Source organism: Priestia sp. LL-8 (assembly GCF_036227845.1).
In the GTDB taxonomy this organism is placed as follows: Bacteria; Bacillota; Bacilli; order Bacillales; family Bacillaceae_H; genus Priestia; species Priestia zanthoxyli.
The window spans coordinates 3972827-3990771 of the sequence record NZ_JAZAQH010000001.1 but is presented as its reverse complement, the minus strand read 5'-3'; the positions used below and the strand labels follow the sequence as shown (position 1 = coordinate 3990771).

Below are 17945 nucleotides of genomic sequence, written 5' to 3'. Positions count from 1 at the left end.
ATTTAAGGAGTGATTTTATGTTACGTTCGATGTATTCAGGAATCAGCGGCATGAAAAATTTTCAAACTAAATTAGATGTCCTAGGAAATAACATTGCCAATGTTAATACATACGGCTATAAAAAAGGACGTACAACGTTTCAAGATTTAGTAAGTCAGCAGGTAGCAGGAGCGACGGCACCGGGAGCTAACCGTGGAGGTGTTAACGCTAAACAAGTTGGGTTAGGTTCACAAATTGGCACGGTTGATACAGTTCAAACGGCAGGGAGTATTCAGTCAACGGGACGGCCGCTTGATTTAGCTATTTCTGGGGATGGGTATTTTATTGTCGGAAATAGTGGTACACAAAACAATGGAACGGTCACAAACCCCATGTATACGAGGGCGGGAAACTTTTATTTAGATAGAAATGGAGCCTTGGTAACAGGGAGTGGCCTTTATTTGCAAAGTTCGACCAATCAGAAAATCGTTATTCCTCCAAATAGTCAAAGCTATGGAATTGGCTCGGATGGCTCAGTGAATTATATAGACAATACTGGTGTATCGAGAGTTGCAGGTACTATTAAACTTGCGAAGTTTGCTAACAATGAAGGACTTCAAAAAGTAGGAGGAAACTTGTTTGCAGACACTCCAAATGCGGGGCTAGTTACAACTCCTGCAAACATTACTCCTGGAAATAGCGGTACAGGAACGCTCGTCTCAAGCGCCCTTGAAATGTCCAACGTGGATTTATCGGAGGAATTCACGGACATGATTGTTGCTCAGCGCGGATTTCAAGCGAACACAAGAATTATTACAACATCCGATGAAATACTGCAAGAATTAGTGAATCTAAAACGATAGGCGGGAGAAAGGAGTAGGTATTACTCCGGTTGATTATGATCACTTTAACAAGGCTAAACGGCAAAACATTTACGTTAAATGCTCTTTACATCGAGCAGGTTGAGGCATTTCCCGATACAACTATTACGCTAACAAATAACAAAAAGCTAGTGGTAAAGGATTCGGTTGAAGAAGTGAATGAGAAAGTGACGAGTTATTATCAGCGAATTAACGTATTAGGGTTGCAGCAAACGACGGAGGAATAAAGTGTGTTCAAAAATAAGCTAATTAGTAAGATGATTATTATCCTGCTTTCTCTTACTTTAATAGGAAGCATTGCGGTTATTGTGACGTTAAAGTATACGGAGCAGGCAGGTACTGAAAAAGGTCCATCTATCGACGATGTGATTAAAGCTTCTGTAGATGTAACGGATATCAAAACCAATTTAAAAAGCAATAACTACATCAGCATCTCCTTTAAAATTCAAATGGATAGCAAAAAAGCGGCAGCAGAGCTTCAAAAAAGAGACTTTCAAGTAAGAGATATTATTATCAAAAGGCTTTCAGATATGAGTGCTCAAGATTTTGAAGGAACGCAAGGGCTCAGCACGCTAGAAACAGATATTGCAAAGCAAATTGATCAATTAATGGAAAACGGGCATGTTGTTAAAATTTATACAACGTCTAAAGTGTTGCAGTAAAGAAAAAGGGAGGGAAGCTAGTGGCTGGGGATGTATTATCACAAAATGAAATTGATGCCCTATTATCCGCGTTATCAACCGGAGAGATGGATGCGGATGAGCTAAAAAAGGAAAATAAAAAACAGCGCATTCGTACATATGATTTTAAACGCGCGCTGCGTTTTTCAAAAGATCAGATTCGCAGTTTGACGCGAATTCATGAAAATTATGCGCGCATGCTCATCAACGTCTTTTCGGCACAGCTTCGTAACGTTGTACAAGTGTCCGTTGTATCAGTGGATCAAATTCCGTATGAGGAGTTCATTCGCTCTGTTCCGAAAGTAACCATCTTAAATGTGATAGCTGTCCCTCCTTTAGAAGGGCATATCATTATGGAAGTCAATCCGAACATTGCCTATGCGATGCTTGACCGCTTGCTCGGGGGACAAGGCGAGAGCGGTGGGAAAATTAGTAACTTAACGGAAATTGAAACGAGCTTGGTTCGAAACTTGTTAGAGAAAACGTTAGACAGTATGAGAGAAGCTTGGAGTTCTGTTGCGGAAATTGAACCTGAAACATCAGAGTTTGAAGTGAATCCTCAGTTTTTGCAGGTAATTTCACCAAATGAAATTGTCATCGTCATTTCATTAAACGTACAAATTGGAGATGAAACGGGCATGATCAATCTATGTATTCCGCACGTGACGCTTGAGCCGATTGTGTCCAAACTGTCCGTTCATTACTGGATGCAATCTTCGAAAAAAGAACCTAACGTACAAGAGGTTGAGCAGCTAAAGGAACAAATTAATGATGCGGAATTGCAGGTTGTAGCCGAGCTAGGAAAAGCGGATATTTCCATTGAAGATTTCCTAGCATTAGATGCGGGAGATGTTATTCGACTGCAAACAAGCGTTCATAATCCGTTAACTATTTACGTCGGAGAACAACCTAAATTTATTGCACAGCCTGGAAAAGTCAGTCGGAAAGTCGCTGTGCAAATTCTAGATGATGTTAAGAGGAGGAACGAAAGGAATGAACGATGACATGCTTTCGCAAGATGAAATTGATGCGTTGTTAAAAGGAACTTCTTCACTTGACGAGTTTTCAGAGCCGAATAAGTCAAGTCAAGTAGACGATTACTTTACGGAAATGGAAAAAGACGCGCTTGGCGAAATTGGAAATATTTCGTTTGGCAGTTCAGCAACAGCGCTGTCGGCTTTATTGAATCAAAAAGTCGATATTACCACACCGTTTGTATCGCTCGTATATAAAGAAGAGCTGACGGATGAATTTCCAAATCCTCATGTCGCTGTGCAAGTTCAGTATACAGAAGGTTTTTCTGGTACGAATTTGTTAGTTATTAAACATGAAGATGCAGCTGTTATTTCAGATTTGATGCTTGGTGGAACGGGTGAGAATCCAACGGAAATCATGGATGAAATTAAGCTGAGTGCAGTGCAGGAAGCGATGAATCAAATGATGGGTTCTGCAGCGACGTCTATGTCTACGGTATTTCAAAAGAAAATTGATATCTCTCCGCCGAGCTTAGATATTTTAAATATTCAAAAAGGAGAAGGTACAGAGCTGATTCCCCAAGATGACGTCTTTGTAAAAGTCTCTTTTAATTTGAAGGTAGGCACATTAATCGATTCGAATATTATGCAGCTGTTATCGATATCTTTTGCCAAAAGTTTGGTGGAAGAGCTCTTAGTTCCAAGCGCAGAAGGTACGGCAGCTTCTATTGAAAAAGAATCAGGTCTTAATGAAAAGCAAACAGAACAGCCAGCAGCTGAATACATACAGCATGAAGAAACACAGCAGGCAGAACCTGTTCATGTACCAGTTGATGTTCAGCCCGCATCGTTTTCAGAGTTCGAGCACGTGTCTTCTCCTCAAGGGGATTCACGAAATTTAGACATGCTGCTTGATATCCCGCTTCAAGTTACCGTGGAGCTTGGAAGGACTAAGCGAACGGTTCAAGAGATTTTAGCATTATCTTCTGGTGCAATCATTGAACTTGATAAACTAGCAGGCGAACCGGTAGATATCTTGATTAATAGCAAATTAATTGCAAAAGGTGAAGTGGTCGTCATTGACGAGAATTTTGGCGTTCGCGTAACTGATATTATTAGTCAAAGAGACCGTATTAACAAACTAAAGTAATGATTTTTAGGAGGAGTAGAGATGGGAAACCGAATTTTAATTGTAGATGATGCTGCATTCATGCGCATGATGATTAAAGATATTTTAACGAAAAATGGATATGAAGTAGTAGCGGAAGCGGCAGATGGCCAGCAGGCTGTGGAGTTATTTAAAGAGCATGCACCAGATCTTGTCACAATGGATATTACGATGCCTGAAATGGATGGAATTACGGCCTTAAAAGAAATTAAAAACATAAAAAGTGATGCCAAGGTGATCATGTGTTCAGCGATGGGACAGCAGGCAATGGTGATTGATGCCATTCAAGCAGGGGCAAAAGATTTTATCGTTAAGCCGTTTCAAGCAGATCGTGTATTAGAGGCAATTTCAAAAGCAATTGGATAAACAACAGATTGGCGGGGCTTTCCCGCTAATCTTACACTATGTTGAAGTAAGAGGTGGCAGACATTGCTGCGAAAGTTCGTAATTGCTGCGCTGTTAATAAGCGTATTAGCAGGATCAAATCAAATCGTCTATGCAGAAAGTGGATCTGCATCGGTAAAAGAGTGTTTGGAAAAAACGGAGAAGTGTTCAGAGAGTGAGAGTACTGATTCAAAAGAAAAAACTGAACTCCAGGAGACGCCTACGCTTTCAGCTGGAGATATCGTGAAGATGATATTCGCGTTTTTACTTGTAATTGGGCTGCTTTTTGCGCTCTTAAAATTTGTAAATAAAAAAGGAAGGCTGCTGCAAAAAAATAAGGTCGTACAAAACTTGGGCGGTACAAATGTTGGAAGCAGCAAGTCTGTACAAGTAGTCAAAGTTGGAAATCAGCTTTTTGTTATTGGAGTCGGTGACAATGTGCAGCTGCTTTCAGAAATTACAGGTCAGGAGAAACAGCAGCTGCTCACGCAGTATGAAGAACAGCAGAAAAACGAGGGCGAATATAAAGTGGTATTACCGTCGTTTTTAGAAAAATTGACTTCTAAAAAAGAAGAGAAATCTAGTCATTCCTTTCAGCAGATTTTTCAGCGAGAGATGAATGAAATGAAAATAAAAAGGCAAAACGTACTGAAAGAGTTAGAAAGGAACAAAAAGAACGATGAATGAAGTGATGAATCTTTTTAACTCGAGCAGTCCTACAAATATTTCAACGTCTGTCCAGCTTTTATTGCTACTGACGGTGTTTTCGGTGGCTCCCGGAATTTTAATCATGATGACCTGCTTTACACGAATTGTCATTGTGCTTTCATTTGTACGTACATCGCTCGGGACACAGCAAATGCCTCCTAATCAAGTATTAGTTGGTCTATCGCTGTTTTTAACGTTTTTTATTATGGCTCCAACTTTTTCACAGGTGAATGAACAGGCGCTTCAGCCGCTTTTAAAAGAAAAGATCACGCTGAATCAAGCCTATGAAAAAGCAGCTGAACCGATGAAAGAATTTATGAGTGCTCATACAAGACAAAAAGACTTAGCTCTTTTTTTAGAATATGCGGATATAGATAAGCCATCATCTGTTCAAGATATTCCTTTAACTGCGCTCGTTCCAGCCTATGCAATCAGTGAGCTAAAGACGGCATTTCAAATTGGATTTATGATTTTTATTCCTTTTCTCATTATCGATATGATTATAGCAAGCGTGCTGATGTCTATGGGAATGATGATGCTTCCTCCCGTTATGATTTCGCTCCCGTTTAAGATTTTACTGTTTGTACTGGTTGACGGCTGGAATTTAGTTATTAAATCATTATTAATAAGTTTTCAATAGGTGATAGACAATGAATGGAGAATTTGTCATTTCGTTAGCAGAAAAAGGTGTGTATACAATCTTAATTGTATCCGGTCCTTTATTGCTTCTCGCCCTTGTAGTTGGGCTCGTTATTAGTATTTTTCAAGCAACTACCCAAATCCAAGAGCAAACTCTTGCTTTTGTTCCTAAGATTGTAGCGGTCTTAGTAGGGATTGTATTTTTTGGCCCGTGGATGTTATCAAAAATGATTTCATTTACATATGAAATTTTTTCAAATCTGTATCGGTACGTAGGATAGCTATGAGTCAGTTAATTTTATCCTATCCCGCGTTTTTACTAGTGCTAGTGCGGGTAACGTCTTTTTTTATCACGGTTCCGTTATTTTCATATAAAACGATTCCTGCAGTTCATAAGGTAGGTTTGTCTGCCGCGCTATCCGTCATCATTGCGACAACGATTGATTTGCCCGTCGTTTCGTTAGACGCACAGTTTGTACTTTTAGTAGTAAAAGAATGCGCTGTTGGCTTGTTTATTGGTTTGACTGCGTATGTATTTATTATGGCTATTCAAATTGCCGGAGGTCTTATCGATTTTCAAATTGGATTTGCGATTGCCAACGTAATAGATCCGCAGACAGGTGCGCAAAGCCCGATACTAGGTCAATATTTATATGTATTTGCTCTTCTACTTTTATTATCGACCAATGGACATCATTTATTAATAGACGGCATTTATAATAGTTATTTAATTATTCCGTTAGACAAAGTAGCTTTCCCCGTGGGAAGCCAAGCATTTGCTACACACATCATGACTGTTTTTTCATCGATGTTTTTAGTAGCTGTTCAAATGTCTCTGCCTTTGGTTGGCTCACTATTTTTAGTAGATATCGCGCTTGGAATCGTCGCGAGAACGGTTCCGCAGTTAAATATTTTCGTAGTGGGATTTCCGGTGAAAATCATCGTTGCCTTTATTTTACTCATTGTAGTGATGGGAAGCATGTTTTATATGATGCAAATCATATTTGAACAAATGATAGAAGCGATGCGGGCGATGATCCGCATATTAGGAGGGGTGTAGCTTTGTTTTTAGTAAAAGTTGATTTGCAATTTTTTGCAGGAGAAAAAACGGAAAAAGCTACACCTAAAAAAAAGCAAGACTCTCGAAAAAAAGGACAGGTAGCTAAAAGTCAAGACGTTACCACTGCGCTCATTCTTTTAATGGTTTTTCTTTATTTTTTGTTTGGAGCCAAACAGTTTTTACAGCAAATGATGAAGTTGCTAAGAGAGGCTTTTCAAACGTATATGCTTGAGGAAGTGACGGCAGAGCGCGTATTGGCGATGTTTACACATCTTCTTCCTTCAATGGCCCTGGCAGCGGGTCCTGTCATGCTCGCAGCTTTTGTTGCTGCGCTCGGAGCAAATTATATGCAAGTTGGCATTCTTTTTTCCACGGAGTCCCTTCAACCTAAGTTAGAAAAGATTAACCCTATTAGCGGAGCCAAACGAATTTTTGCCATGAGAGCGCTGGTAGAACTAATCAAGTCAACGCTAAAAATTATGTGTATCGGAGCCGTCACGTTTTTTATCTTATGGATTCACATAGAAGATGTATTAAATTTATCTCAAAAAAGTATAGGGGACTCGCTGGTTGTTCTTTCTAAGCTTGTTTTTCAAATGGGACTTGCAGCCTCGCTTATGCTTTTATTTTTATCGCTGCTTGATTATTTGTACCAAAAATTTGATTTCGAGAAAAATATTCGAATGTCAAAGCAAGACATCAAAGATGAGCATAAAAACATTGAAGGAGATCCTCTAATTAAATCAAAAATAAAGCAAAAGCAGCGGGAAATGGCAATGTCTCGCATGATGCAGGAAGTTCCAAAAGCAGATGTCGTCATTACAAACCCTACTCATTATGCCATTGCTTTAAAATATGATGAAGAAAAAATGGATGCTCCCTATGTTGTAGCCAGCGGTGTAGACTTTATTGCTCAGAAGATTAAAGGAATTGCCAAAAGTCATGAAATTATCATGGTAGAGAACCGCCCGCTGGCCAGAGCGCTTTTTGATCAAACCAAAGTAGGAGATGCGGTTCCAGAAGAATTTTTTAAAGCGGTGGCTGAAATATTAGCTTATGTATACCGCATTCAAAACAAAATGTAACGTTACGCTATTGTAAGGAGAGAAAAATTAATGTCTGCAAGAGAACTGCCAGTTGTTATAGGTGTTGTACTCATTATCGTCATGCTTGTGATCCCGTTGCCTTCATGGTTATTAAGTATTTTAATCATGATTAACATTTCTCTTGCACTGCTTGTACTGCTCGTTTCCATGAATATGAAAGAACCTTTAGAGCTATCGGTGTTTCCGTCTTTGCTGCTGGTTCTTACGCTGTTTCGATTAGGCTTGAACGTATCGACGACACGTTCAATTTTAGGAACAGGAGAAGCTGGAGGAGTGGTTGAAACATTTGGACACTTCGTTATTGGAGGAAACCCGTTAGTGGGCTTTGTTGTCTTCATTATTTTAATTATCATTCAGTTTATCGTTATCACAAAAGGAGCAGAGCGTGTCTCTGAAGTAGCCGCACGTTTTACCTTGGATGCGATGCCTGGTAAACAAATGAGCATTGATGCAGATTTAAATGCAGGTATGATTTCAGAAAAACAAGCGATTGACCGCCGTGAAAAAATTCAGCGTGAAGCAGATTTTTATGGAGCAATGGATGGAGCTAGTAAATTCGTTAAAGGTGATGCCATTGCAGGGATTGTCATTACTCTTATTAATATCTTGTTTGGAATTATTATCGGCATGCTGCAAATGGGAATGTCCATCACAGAAGCATCTCAGACCTTTACTCTGTTAACGGTAGGAGATGGGTTAGTGAGTCAAATTCCAGCCCTCATGATTTCAACAGCGACAGGAATTATCGTCACCAGAGCTGCTTCAACAGGCAATTTGAGCGAAGATATTACACGGCAGCTGTTTGCTTTTCCCGTTATGCTTTATGTCACTGGAGGAACGATTGCGGCTCTTGGTTTGATTACGCCAATTAATGATGTCATTACAATGCCTATTGCCATTTTATTAGGAGTGGGAGGCTATTATTTGTCCCGGTCTAAGAATCAGGCAGTTCGTGAGGAAATGGCGCCTACTGAAGAAGAACTGGAAGACAATGAAATGAAAAGTCCAGAGAGTGTTGTCAATTTATTAAGCGTTGATCCGATTGAATTTGAATTTGGTTATGCATTAATTCCGCTTGCTGATACAAATCAAGGAGGCGATTTGCTAGATCGAATTGTCATGATTAGGCGCCAGCTTGCACTTGAGCTAGGATTAGTCATTCCAGTTGTTCGCATCAGGGACAACATCCAGCTTCAGCCAAACGAATACTGTCTTAAAATAAAGGGCAATGAAGTGGCAAGAGGAGAGCTGCTGCTTGATCATTATTTAGCAATCAGTCCGGGAATGGATGATGATTTGATTGAAGGAATTGACACGTTAGAACCAGCTTTTAAAATGCCTGCAAAATGGATTAGCGAGTCGGTGAAGGAGCAGGCTGAGATGTTCGGATATACCGTTGTTGACCCACCGTCGGTTGTGTCTACTCACATAACAGAAGTTATAAAATCGTATGCGCATGAGCTGATTGGAAGACAGGAGACAAAACAGCTAATCGATCACACAAAAGAAACGTATCCTATTTTAATTGAAGAAGTAACGCTTAATCCGCTTTCTGTTGGAGACATTCAACGAGTGCTGGCAAAACTTTTAAAAGAAAGCGTCTCAATTCGAAATTTACCTATTATTTTTGAGGTGCTGGCCGACTACGGAAAAATGACGTCAGACACTGATTTGTTGACTGAATATGTCCGGCAAGGTCTCGCAAGACAAATTACCAGTCAATACACGGTCCAAGAAGGTCTGCTTCGAGTTCTTACCCTTTCAGGAAAAGTTGAAAAAACGATGGCGGAAGCTGTTCAACAAACGGAGCATGGGAATTATTTATCACTAGACCCTAACGTTTCACAAGCTATCGTAGAAAGTATAGCCAAGCAAACAGAAACACTTTCTTTTCAAGAACAGTCTCCAATTGTGTTATGTTCTCCTGCGGTGAGGATGTACGTGCGTCAAATCACTGAGCGGTATTTTCCCCATATGGCGGTTTTATCATATAACGAGCTAGAAACAAATGTTGAAGTTCAAAGTGTTGGAGTGGTGGATATCTGATGAAAGTAAAAAAATACGTAGTAGCATCTATGCCGCAAGCTATGAAAGCCATTCGTTCAGATTTAGGTGAGGAAGCGGTTATTTTACATTCAAAACAAATTCGAACAGGAGGATTTCTGGGCTTATTTACTAAGGCAAAAATAGAAGTATTGGCAGCTGTCGATTCCGTAGAAAAGCTGAGCGTAAAGAAGAACTCATCGCCGCCAGAACCCGGTATGGAAGATAATCAATCTTTTATGAAGCAGCAGCTCAGTGAGTTAAGTACTCTTGTCTCACAAATGAATCAAATGCCAAAGGTTTCCTCAAGTTCATATCCAAAAGCAGTGGAGGGTGTGCTTGCCTATTTGCGTTTGCAAGAAATAGACGAAGCTATTTTAAAAAGCGTAGAGGCTCCTATGCTAGAGTACTACTACTTACATCGCCCTAACTCAAACCAACTGATGGAGTGGACGAAGAGCTGGTTTGTCAATCAGTTTAAAGCAAACGAATGGAGCGGTCCTTTCAAAAAATATGTAAGTGTAGTAGGACCAACAGGTGTCGGTAAAACAACAACTCTCGCTAAATTGGCCGCAAAGTGTGTCCTGGAACACAATCAAAAAATAGCATTTATCACAACTGACACGTATAGAATTTCAGCGATCGAGCAGCTCAAGACGTACGCTTCGATCTTGAATGCTCCTTTAACGATTTGTTATAACGGAGAAGATTTTAAAAAAGCTTTGCTAGAAACAGAAGCGTACGATGTGATTTTTATTGACACAGCAGGCCGTAACTTTTTGGCACAGCAATATGTACATGATTTAAAGAAAATTATTACGTTTCAAGAAAATTTGCAAACGTTTCTTGTGTTAGCACTAACGTCAAAAGTATCAGATATGAAAGCTGTATATGAACGTTTTGCTAGTCTGCCTATTGATCACTTGATTTTTACGAAGCGAGATGAAACAACGCGGAAAGGATCGCTTTTAAATATGCTGTATCATTACGGCCAGAAGGCTGCTTTTACAACAAATGGGCAGGATGTACCGGAAGATATTTCGCCTTTTACAATAGAAATGTTTATTGACGATGTGTTTGGAGATTGGAAAGATGAATGATCAAGCAGCAGTTTTAAGAGAAAAAGTGTTAAAGAAGCATCAAAACTCTTTCAGGAATTGTAAAACACTAGCCGTGTTAAGCGGAAAAGGAGGAGTTGGAAAGTCGAATCTATCATTAAACTTATCTCTTGCACTAACGAAGCAAAAGCAAAGAGTTCTTCTTTTTGACATGGATATAGGGATGGGAAATATTGATATTCTGATTGGTCAAACTGCTTCATATACGATGGTTGATTTGCTGAAAAAAAAGCTTTCCATCCAGCAAATTATTAAAAAAGGCCCTCAAAACTTAGCTTATGTGGCTGGTGGAACAGGAATTTCCTCTGTATTTGAATGGTGTCCATCAGACCTTGCTCATTTAATAAAAGAATTGAATTCGTTAACAAATCAGTATGATTATATGATTTTTGATATGGGAGCAGGCATGTCAGAAAGTGTCCTTAGGTTTTTAAAAGCTGTAGACGAAATGATTGTGGTCACAACACCAGAACCTACAGCTATAACAGATGCCTACGCTGCTATTAAACTAGCAGCTTCCTACTCTGTATCCGCACCGATTCATCTTATTATCAATAAAACGCTTTCCGAAAAAGAAGGAAATCAGACGTATGAACGATTTAATCGAGCTGTTCAGCAGTTTTTGAACGTATCTATTTCTCTATTAGGTATTGTCCCAGATGATCAAGCTGTCCAAAAGGCAGTTAATCGTCAAATCCCTTTTTTGCTTCAAGACCCAAAATCTAAAGCTAGTACATCACTGGTGGATATGGTAAATATTCTTGTTCCACAAGACGATAGGACAGCCACTAACACACAAGGAATGTTTATTCGGCGCCTTAAACGATTTTTTCTTGAAAGGTAGGAAAGTAGAGTGAATGAAATAAAGGTGCTTATTGTAGATGATTCTGCATTTATGCGAAAGCTGATTGGCGATTTTTTAGCAGGCGACAATCGGTTTCACGTTGTGGGTACAGCACGCAACGGTGAAGAAGGATTAAAAAAAGCAATCGAGCTATCCCCAGACATTGTGACACTTGATATTGAAATGCCCAAAATGAATGGCTTAGATATGTTAAAACAGCTCATGCGCGTGAAGCCCCTTCCTGTTGTCATGTTATCGAGTACAACAATAGAAGGTGCTGAAAATACGCTGACCGCTATGCAGTACGGCGCAGTTGATTTTGTTGCTAAACCTTCGGGAGCTATTTCGCTGGACTTACATAAAGTGAAAGATGAGCTTATCTCTAAACTATTGCTTGCTAGTAAAGCCAACATATCTTCAAGCAGTCATCAGCACGCGCAAAACAGCAGTGTATATAACCTCCCAATGGGGACGAAAGTGAACAAAATGATTTGTATTGGCACTTCTACTGGAGGACCGCGTGCACTGCAAGAAGTATTATCAACTGTTTCAAAAGACATAAACGCACCTATTTTTATTGTGCAGCATATGCCGCCAAATTTTACAAAATCATTAGCAGCTAGATTAAATCAGCTGTCTGATATTGAAGTGAAAGAAGCAAAAGACAATGAAATCGTTCGCTCAGGATGTGCGTATATTGCGCCTGGAGGTTTTCATATGACGGTTGTAGAGAAAAAAGGACAGCTCAGCATTTGTTTAGATACTTCTTCACCTGTAAAGGGACATCGCCCCTCAGTGGATCGCTTGTTTCAGTCGATTAGTAAAATTTCAGGTTATCAAAAACTTGCTATTGTATTGACGGGAATGGGAGCGGATGGAACGGAAGGGGTTATTGATTTAAAGAAAAATAAAGACGCGCTTATATTAGCTGAATCTGAGGAAACTGCTGTCATTTATGGGATGCCCAAATCAGTTGTTTCTACAAAACTTGTTGATTATATTGAACCACTGCGAAACGTTGGAAGCTTTATTTCTCGCTACGCACAGAAATAGGAGGGAAACTTATAATGGATATGAATCAATATCTAGAAGTGTTTATTGAGGAAAGCAAAGAACATCTACAAAACGTTAATGATCAGCTAATGCTTTTTGAAAAAAATACCGATGATCTTGGCTATGTAAATGAAATTTTTCGATCTGCTCATACGTTAAAAGGTATGTCTGCAACGATGGGATTTGATGATTTAGCACAATTAACTCACAAAATGGAAAACGTGTTAGATGCCGTTCGAAATCACCAACTCGACGTTCATACGGAAGTTCTTGATGCTTTGTTTGAATCAGTCGATGCGCTAGAAATAATGGTTCAATCTATTTCTGAAGGCGGTGATGGTCGGCTTGATGTCAAATTACTTGTTCAAAAGCTGCAGCGTATTGTAGCAGAGGAACCCGTAGCACAGCATGCAGCTTCTTCCATTGAGTACGATGAATTAGTACAAACGCTGCTCAGCCAAACAGCAGACCAAGGGTTTAATGCGTTTGAAATAACCGTACAGCTTGAACGCACCTGTCTGTTAAAAGCTGCGCGTGCGTATATGATATTTGATGTGTTAGAGCAAGCAGGAGACGTCATTAAGTCAGCGCCAACTGTTCAAGATATCGAACAAGAAAAATTTGAATCATCTTTTATCGTTATATTAGTAACAAACGAGTCGCAAGAAAAGCTGCAGGCGAGCATTATGGAAGTTTCTGAAGTAGAAAGTGTGAAAATTGCTGCGGTCCCCGTAAAAAAGGAAACAAAAATGGAGGAGCTTGTTTTACCAGAAGTAGCAGCAGCCATACAGGAAGTTACTGTGTTAGAACCTTCTAAATCGCCTGTTGAAGAGAAAAGACAGCCCTCAAATAACAAGACGATTCGAGTCAATATTGACCGTTTGGACAGTCTCATGAACTTGTTTGAAGAACTAGTTATTGATAGAGGCAGGTTAGAACAAATATCAAAAGAATTGAATAATAGCGAATTAGACGAAACGGTAGAGCGGATGTCCCGTATTTCTGGAGATTTGCAAACGATTATTTTAAATATGCGTATGGTGCCTGTAGAAACCGTTTTTAATCGTTTTCCCCGTATGGTGAGACAGCTTTCAAAAGATTTAGGGAAACAAATTGAACTTCAAATTGTCGGAGCTGATACAGAGCTGGACCGCACTGTCATTGATGAAATTGGAGATCCGCTTGTTCACTTATTAAGAAATGCCGTTGACCACGGAATTGAAATGCCTCAAGCACGCTTAGAGAGCGGAAAGAATGAAAAGGGAACGATTCGCCTTAAAGCTTATCATAGCGGAAATCATGTCTTTATTGATTTAGAAGATGACGGGGCGGGCATCAATCGTGAAAAGGTACTGCAAAAAGCGTTAGATCGAGGAATTATTGATGAGAAAACAGCCGAAACGCTGACGGATAAACAAGTGTACGAGCTCATTTTCGCTTCGGGCTTTTCGACCGCTGAGCAAATTTCAGATGTTTCCGGACGAGGAGTAGGTTTAGATGTCGTGAAAAACACGATTGAATCGCTAGGGGGTTCTGTAACAATTGATTCTAACGAAGGATACGGTTCGCGTTTTTCTATTCAACTGCCGCTCACTCTGTCTATCATTTCTGCTTTACTCGTGCAAATGAGTGAAGAGCGCTATGCCTTGCCGCTTTCTTCAATTATTGAAACAGCTATTGTTCAGCCGAAAGAGGTCATGCATGTACACGGTCAAAAGGTTATTGATTTTCGAGGAGCCATTATTCCTCTTATTGATTTAAAAGAGCTATTCACTGTGCCTAACTCAGTACAAGGCGATCATTATTCAGTAGTCATCGTGAAAAAAGGAGAAAAAACCGCCGGGCTAATTGTTGATTCTTTTATCGGTCAGCAGGAAATTGTTTTAAAATCTTTAGGGCATTATCTGCCGGGTATATTTGCTATTTCAGGAGCCACAATTTTAGGCGATGGACAAGTAGCACTTATCATTGATTGCAACGCTTTGATTAAATAACAAATGCTGTAAAAAGAAAGGGAGAAAGGCATGAAAATTATTGTGTTTCAATTAGGAGACGAGGAGTACGGAATCTCAGTAGAAGAAGTGCAGTCAATTGAAAAGATTCAGCACATAACACGCGTTCCTGGAGTAAAAGAATATGTAAAAGGTGTTATTAATCTTCGCGGTGTTATTACACCGATTATTGATTTGCGCACTCGTTTTAACTTGCAAGAACAGCTTAACCATGAGCTGACACGTATTATTATGGTTCGTCTTAATGATGTAGAAGCAGGTTTGATTGTCGATGCGGCAAATGATGTAGTGGATATTGATGAAAAAACGATTGCTTCAGTGCCTGAAACCGTTGAAGGAACAGCTGTAGAATACTTAAACGGAGTCGTTAAAGTAGATAGCCGTTTAATTGTCCTTCTAAATTTACCTAAAGTTCTCTCTTTAGAAGACCACCTCCAGTGAGCCAAACGAATAATGGATATCACGCTGAAGGTTCTAGGAGTTGAAGAATCGTGAGAGATGATAAACAAGTGATTAAGGTAGGAATTGCCGAGATGAATGTTACACATGCACCCGCAGTGCTTCGAACAGCGGGATTAGGATCATGTGTAGGAGTTGTCGTTTATGACTCTGTTCACTCGGTAGCTGGGCTCGCTCATGTAATGCTTCCGGATTCAAGCGGGGCCAAATGTCCTTTTAATAGAGCTAAATATGCAGATACAGCCATTTTTGATTTGATAAATATGTTGATTAAACAAGGCGCACATAGAAAATTGTTGAAAGCAAAAATAGCAGGAGGCGCGCAGATGTTTCAATTTGAACCAAGAAATGATGTCATGCGAATTGGCCTTCGAAATGTTCAAGCAGTAGAGAAAGAGCTGCATAGAAACAGTGTAGAAATTGCAGCAAAAGCTATAGGAGGACACAACGGACGCACAATTGAATTTGATCCTCAAACGGCTATTTTAAAGGTTCGCACGATTAACGAAGGGATAAAAACGATATAAAGCGTGCCCTGACCGTTACCGTTTAATAGCGCTATAAAAAGGAGTTGAAAGACCCTTGAAAAGTATACAAGAAGTTGAAGAACATAAAATTTGGCAGGAATGGATAGAGACGAGAGACTCACATGCGGGAAACATGCTTGTGAAAAAGTATATGCCGCTTGTTAACTATCATGTTCAGCGGATTAGTGTAGGGCTGCCTAAAAATATTCATAAAGAAGAGCTTCGTAGTTTAGGGTTAGTCGGCCTTTACGATGCGTTGGAAAAGTTTGATTACGGTAGAGACTTGAAGTTTGATACATATGCGTCTTTTCGAATTCGAGGGGCGATAATAGATGGACTTCGTAAAGAAGATTGGTTATCAAGAAGCGCAAGGGAAAAGACGAAAAGAATTGAGCAAGCAACGGAAGCACTTGAACAAAGATACTTGCGCAGAGTTGCACCAAGTGAAGTTGCAAAAGAAGTAGGCATGACAGAAGCAGATGTCGTTCATACGATGAATGAAGGCTTCTTAGCTAACGTTTTGTCAATGGAAGAACAGCCAAAAGAGTATGAAGATGGAGAACAAAAATATACGATTAAAGATGAAAAAATGCTCTCTCCTGAAGAGGAGCTAATTAACGATGAACGATATCAAGAGCTTGCTGAAGTTATCGAGCAGCTAAATGAGAAAGAACAGCTCGTTGTTTCATTATTCTATAAAGAAGAGCTGACTTTCACAGAGATCGCACAGCTGTTAGGGCTATCTACTTCACGTATTTCTCAAATTCATTCGAAAGCGCTGTTTAAAATGCGTACGAGTTTAAGTAAAATAATTTAGCAAAGAGGTAAAAGAATGGGGTTTTTACTCACAGTTAGTTTTTTAATTCATGGTCTATCACTGTTTTGCATTATTCTTTTATATATGCAAGTGACCAAAGTGAAAAGAATTGAACGCTTGCACCAGCAAAATATCAATAAAATGGAAGCTGCGATGAGCTCCTATCTCGCTGAATTTCAGGAACAAAACGAGCAGTTTTTAAGTCAGCTTCGAGAGCGTTCCACTTCGCTTTCTTCGGAAGTAGAAAAAAGCAGCGTAAAATCACCTTTGGTAGATGAAGAAGACATGCTTGTTCAAAGGGTAGATCTAAAAAGTGAGCCTTCCCAGTCCCTGCATGAACTTCTTTCTATAGAAGAAAATCAGAAACATATACGCACACCTTTTGATGAATTAACTACAGACCAAATTCAAGATTTGTCAGGTGAAGAGATAAAAGAATTTTCCGTTTATTTAAAAAGAAAAGGTTTAACAATTGAAGAAATTGCAAAACATTTACACAGAGGGAAAACTGAAATCGAATTATTATTGAAATTTCATCAATAAACTTAATGAAACGCTTGCTTGTGAAAAAGGAGTGTGCTATATTTGTTTTTGGTGTTATTACACACGCTTGTTGATTCGGTTGATGGTGCTACTTTTTGTAGTTTCGGCTGAAGATGAAATAAGCGGAGGAGACTTAAAACCATTAGGAGGAAAAACACATGTCAGTAATTTCAATGAAACAATTACTAGAAGCTGGTGTACATTTCGGTCACCAAACTCGCCGTTGGAACCCAAAGATGAAGAAATACATCTTCACTGAGCGTAACGGCATCTACATTATCGATCTTCAAAAAACAGTTAAGAAAGTAGAAGAAGCGTACAAATTCGTTAAAGAATTAGCTGCAGACGGCGGTACTGTTTTATTCGTAGGTACGAAAAAACAAGCTCAAGATTCTGTTAAAGAAGAAGCAGCTCGCGCTGGTATGTACTTTGTTAACCAACGTTGGTTAGGTGGTACATTAACTAACTTCTCAACTATCCAAAAACGTATCAAACGTTTAAAAGATATCGAAAAAATGCAAGAAGACGGTACTTTTGAAGTACTACCTAAGAAAGAAGTAGTTCAACTTAAAAAAGAGTTAGAGCGTCTTGAAAAATTCTTAGGCGGCATTAAAGATATGAAACAACTTCCAGATGCATTATTCATCATTGACCCTCGTAAAGAGCGTATTGCAGTAGCGGAAGCTAAAAAATTACACATTCCAATCGTTGGTATCGTAGACACTAACTGTGATCCAGACGAAATTGATTATGTAATCCCTGCAAACGATGATGCAATTCGTGCTGTTAAACTTTTAACTTCTAAAGTTGCTGATGCTATTCTAGAAGCTAAACAAGGTGAAGAAACAGCAGTTGAAACTGAAACAACTACTGCTTAATTCCGTGAAAGGTGATAAGAGGGAATAGCCTTTTATCACCTTTTTTTGAAAAGATTTAACCCATTTATATAC

Annotated in this window: 21 protein-coding genes; all 21 read left to right on the top strand. The window is 39.4% G+C overall.

The annotated features are described in order from the left end of the window. The first annotated feature begins 17 nt into the window (after positions 1-17). The 21 genes from flgG to rpsB all read left to right on the top strand — a co-directional run bounded on the left by flgG (position 18) and on the right by rpsB (position 17873). The gene (gene flgG / locus U9R83_RS20855) at positions 18-842 is read left to right on the top strand and encodes a flagellar basal body rod protein FlgG (protein WP_014458441.1); all 825 of its coding nucleotides are present in this window, start codon (positions 18-20) and stop codon (positions 840-842) included. 35 nt (positions 843-877) lie between these two features. Then, a complete protein-coding gene (locus U9R83_RS20850) occupies positions 878-1087 on the top strand; it encodes a flagellar FlbD family protein (protein WP_025750317.1) in 210 nt (69 codons plus the stop codon). A gap of 3 nt (positions 1088-1090) precedes the next feature. Then, complete coding sequence (gene fliL / locus U9R83_RS20845) at positions 1091-1522, top strand: flagellar basal body-associated protein FliL (protein WP_033579784.1); 432 nt, start codon at positions 1091-1093, stop codon at positions 1520-1522. 20 nt (positions 1523-1542) lie between these two features. Further along, on the top strand, positions 1543-2544 hold the full coding sequence (fliM, locus tag U9R83_RS20840; RefSeq protein ID WP_328575405.1) for a flagellar motor switch protein FliM: 1002 nt from the start codon (positions 1543-1545) through the stop codon (positions 2542-2544). After that, the gene (gene fliY / locus U9R83_RS20835; RefSeq protein ID WP_328575404.1) at positions 2534-3664 is read left to right on the top strand and encodes a flagellar motor switch phosphatase FliY; all 1131 of its coding nucleotides are present in this window, start codon (positions 2534-2536) and stop codon (positions 3662-3664) included. The genes fliM and fliY overlap by 11 nt, the downstream gene beginning before the upstream one ends. A gap of 21 nt (positions 3665-3685) precedes the next feature. Beyond that, positions 3686-4048 (top strand): response regulator, encoded by a 363-nt coding sequence (locus U9R83_RS20830; protein ID WP_033579786.1) that lies wholly within the window; start codon positions 3686-3688, stop codon positions 4046-4048. 63 nt (positions 4049-4111) lie between these two features. Further along, positions 4112-4753 carry a flagellar biosynthetic protein FliO gene (locus U9R83_RS20825; RefSeq protein WP_243556046.1) on the top strand — a complete coding sequence of 214 codons (642 nt, stop codon included), beginning with the start codon at positions 4112-4114 and terminating at the stop codon, positions 4751-4753. After that, positions 4746-5414, top strand: a complete 669-nt coding sequence (gene fliP, locus U9R83_RS20820; protein WP_014458448.1) for a flagellar type III secretion system pore protein FliP — start codon at positions 4746-4748, stop codon at positions 5412-5414. Before U9R83_RS20825 ends, fliP begins: the two co-directional genes overlap by 8 nt. A 10-nt stretch (positions 5415-5424) precedes the next feature. Then, positions 5425-5694 carry a flagellar biosynthesis protein FliQ gene (gene fliQ, locus U9R83_RS20815; protein ID WP_014458449.1) on the top strand — a complete coding sequence of 90 codons (270 nt, stop codon included), beginning with the start codon at positions 5425-5427 and terminating at the stop codon, positions 5692-5694. 2 nt (positions 5695-5696) lie between these two features. Continuing rightward, complete coding sequence (gene fliR / locus U9R83_RS20810; RefSeq protein WP_014458450.1) at positions 5697-6473, top strand: flagellar biosynthetic protein FliR; 777 nt, start codon at positions 5697-5699, stop codon at positions 6471-6473. A gap of 2 nt (positions 6474-6475) precedes the next feature. Continuing rightward, positions 6476-7558, top strand: coding sequence for a flagellar biosynthesis protein FlhB (flhB, locus tag U9R83_RS20805; protein WP_014458451.1), 1083 nt, complete (start codon positions 6476-6478; stop codon positions 7556-7558). A gap of 30 nt (positions 7559-7588) precedes the next feature. Then, positions 7589-9625 carry a flagellar biosynthesis protein FlhA gene (gene flhA / locus U9R83_RS20800; protein WP_328575403.1) on the top strand — a complete coding sequence of 679 codons (2037 nt, stop codon included), beginning with the start codon at positions 7589-7591 and terminating at the stop codon, positions 9623-9625. Then, positions 9625-10722 carry a flagellar biosynthesis protein FlhF gene (gene flhF, locus U9R83_RS20795; RefSeq protein WP_328575402.1) on the top strand — a complete coding sequence of 366 codons (1098 nt, stop codon included), beginning with the start codon at positions 9625-9627 and terminating at the stop codon, positions 10720-10722. The genes flhA and flhF overlap by 1 nt, the downstream gene beginning before the upstream one ends. Continuing rightward, positions 10715-11584 (top strand): MinD/ParA family protein, encoded by an 870-nt coding sequence (locus U9R83_RS20790; protein WP_328575401.1) that lies wholly within the window; start codon positions 10715-10717, stop codon positions 11582-11584. The genes flhF and U9R83_RS20790 overlap by 8 nt, the downstream gene beginning before the upstream one ends. A 9-nt stretch (positions 11585-11593) precedes the next feature. Continuing rightward, complete coding sequence (locus U9R83_RS20785; protein ID WP_014458455.1) at positions 11594-12637, top strand: protein-glutamate methylesterase/protein-glutamine glutaminase; 1044 nt, start codon at positions 11594-11596, stop codon at positions 12635-12637. A gap of 14 nt (positions 12638-12651) precedes the next feature. Next, on the top strand, positions 12652-14631 hold the full coding sequence (locus U9R83_RS20780; RefSeq protein ID WP_115654822.1) for a chemotaxis protein CheA: 1980 nt from the start codon (positions 12652-12654) through the stop codon (positions 14629-14631). A 30-nt stretch (positions 14632-14661) separates the two neighbouring features. Beyond that, complete coding sequence (locus tag U9R83_RS20775; protein ID WP_014458457.1) at positions 14662-15090, top strand: chemotaxis protein CheW; 429 nt, start codon at positions 14662-14664, stop codon at positions 15088-15090. A gap of 50 nt (positions 15091-15140) precedes the next feature. Continuing rightward, on the top strand, positions 15141-15635 hold the full coding sequence (locus tag U9R83_RS20770; protein ID WP_042991924.1) for a chemotaxis protein CheD: 495 nt from the start codon (positions 15141-15143) through the stop codon (positions 15633-15635). 55 nt (positions 15636-15690) lie between these two features. Beyond that, entirely contained in the window at positions 15691-16452 is a 762-nt protein-coding gene (locus U9R83_RS20765; RefSeq protein WP_014458459.1) for a FliA/WhiG family RNA polymerase sigma factor, read from the top strand. A gap of 15 nt (positions 16453-16467) precedes the next feature. Next, positions 16468-16995 (top strand): hypothetical protein, encoded by a 528-nt coding sequence (locus U9R83_RS20760; protein ID WP_014458460.1) that lies wholly within the window; start codon positions 16468-16470, stop codon positions 16993-16995. A 158-nt stretch (positions 16996-17153) separates the two neighbouring features. Next, a complete protein-coding gene (gene rpsB / locus U9R83_RS20755) occupies positions 17154-17873 on the top strand; it encodes a 30S ribosomal protein S2 (RefSeq protein ID WP_013058850.1) in 720 nt (239 codons plus the stop codon). Positions 17874-17945: the final 72 nt, after the last annotated feature.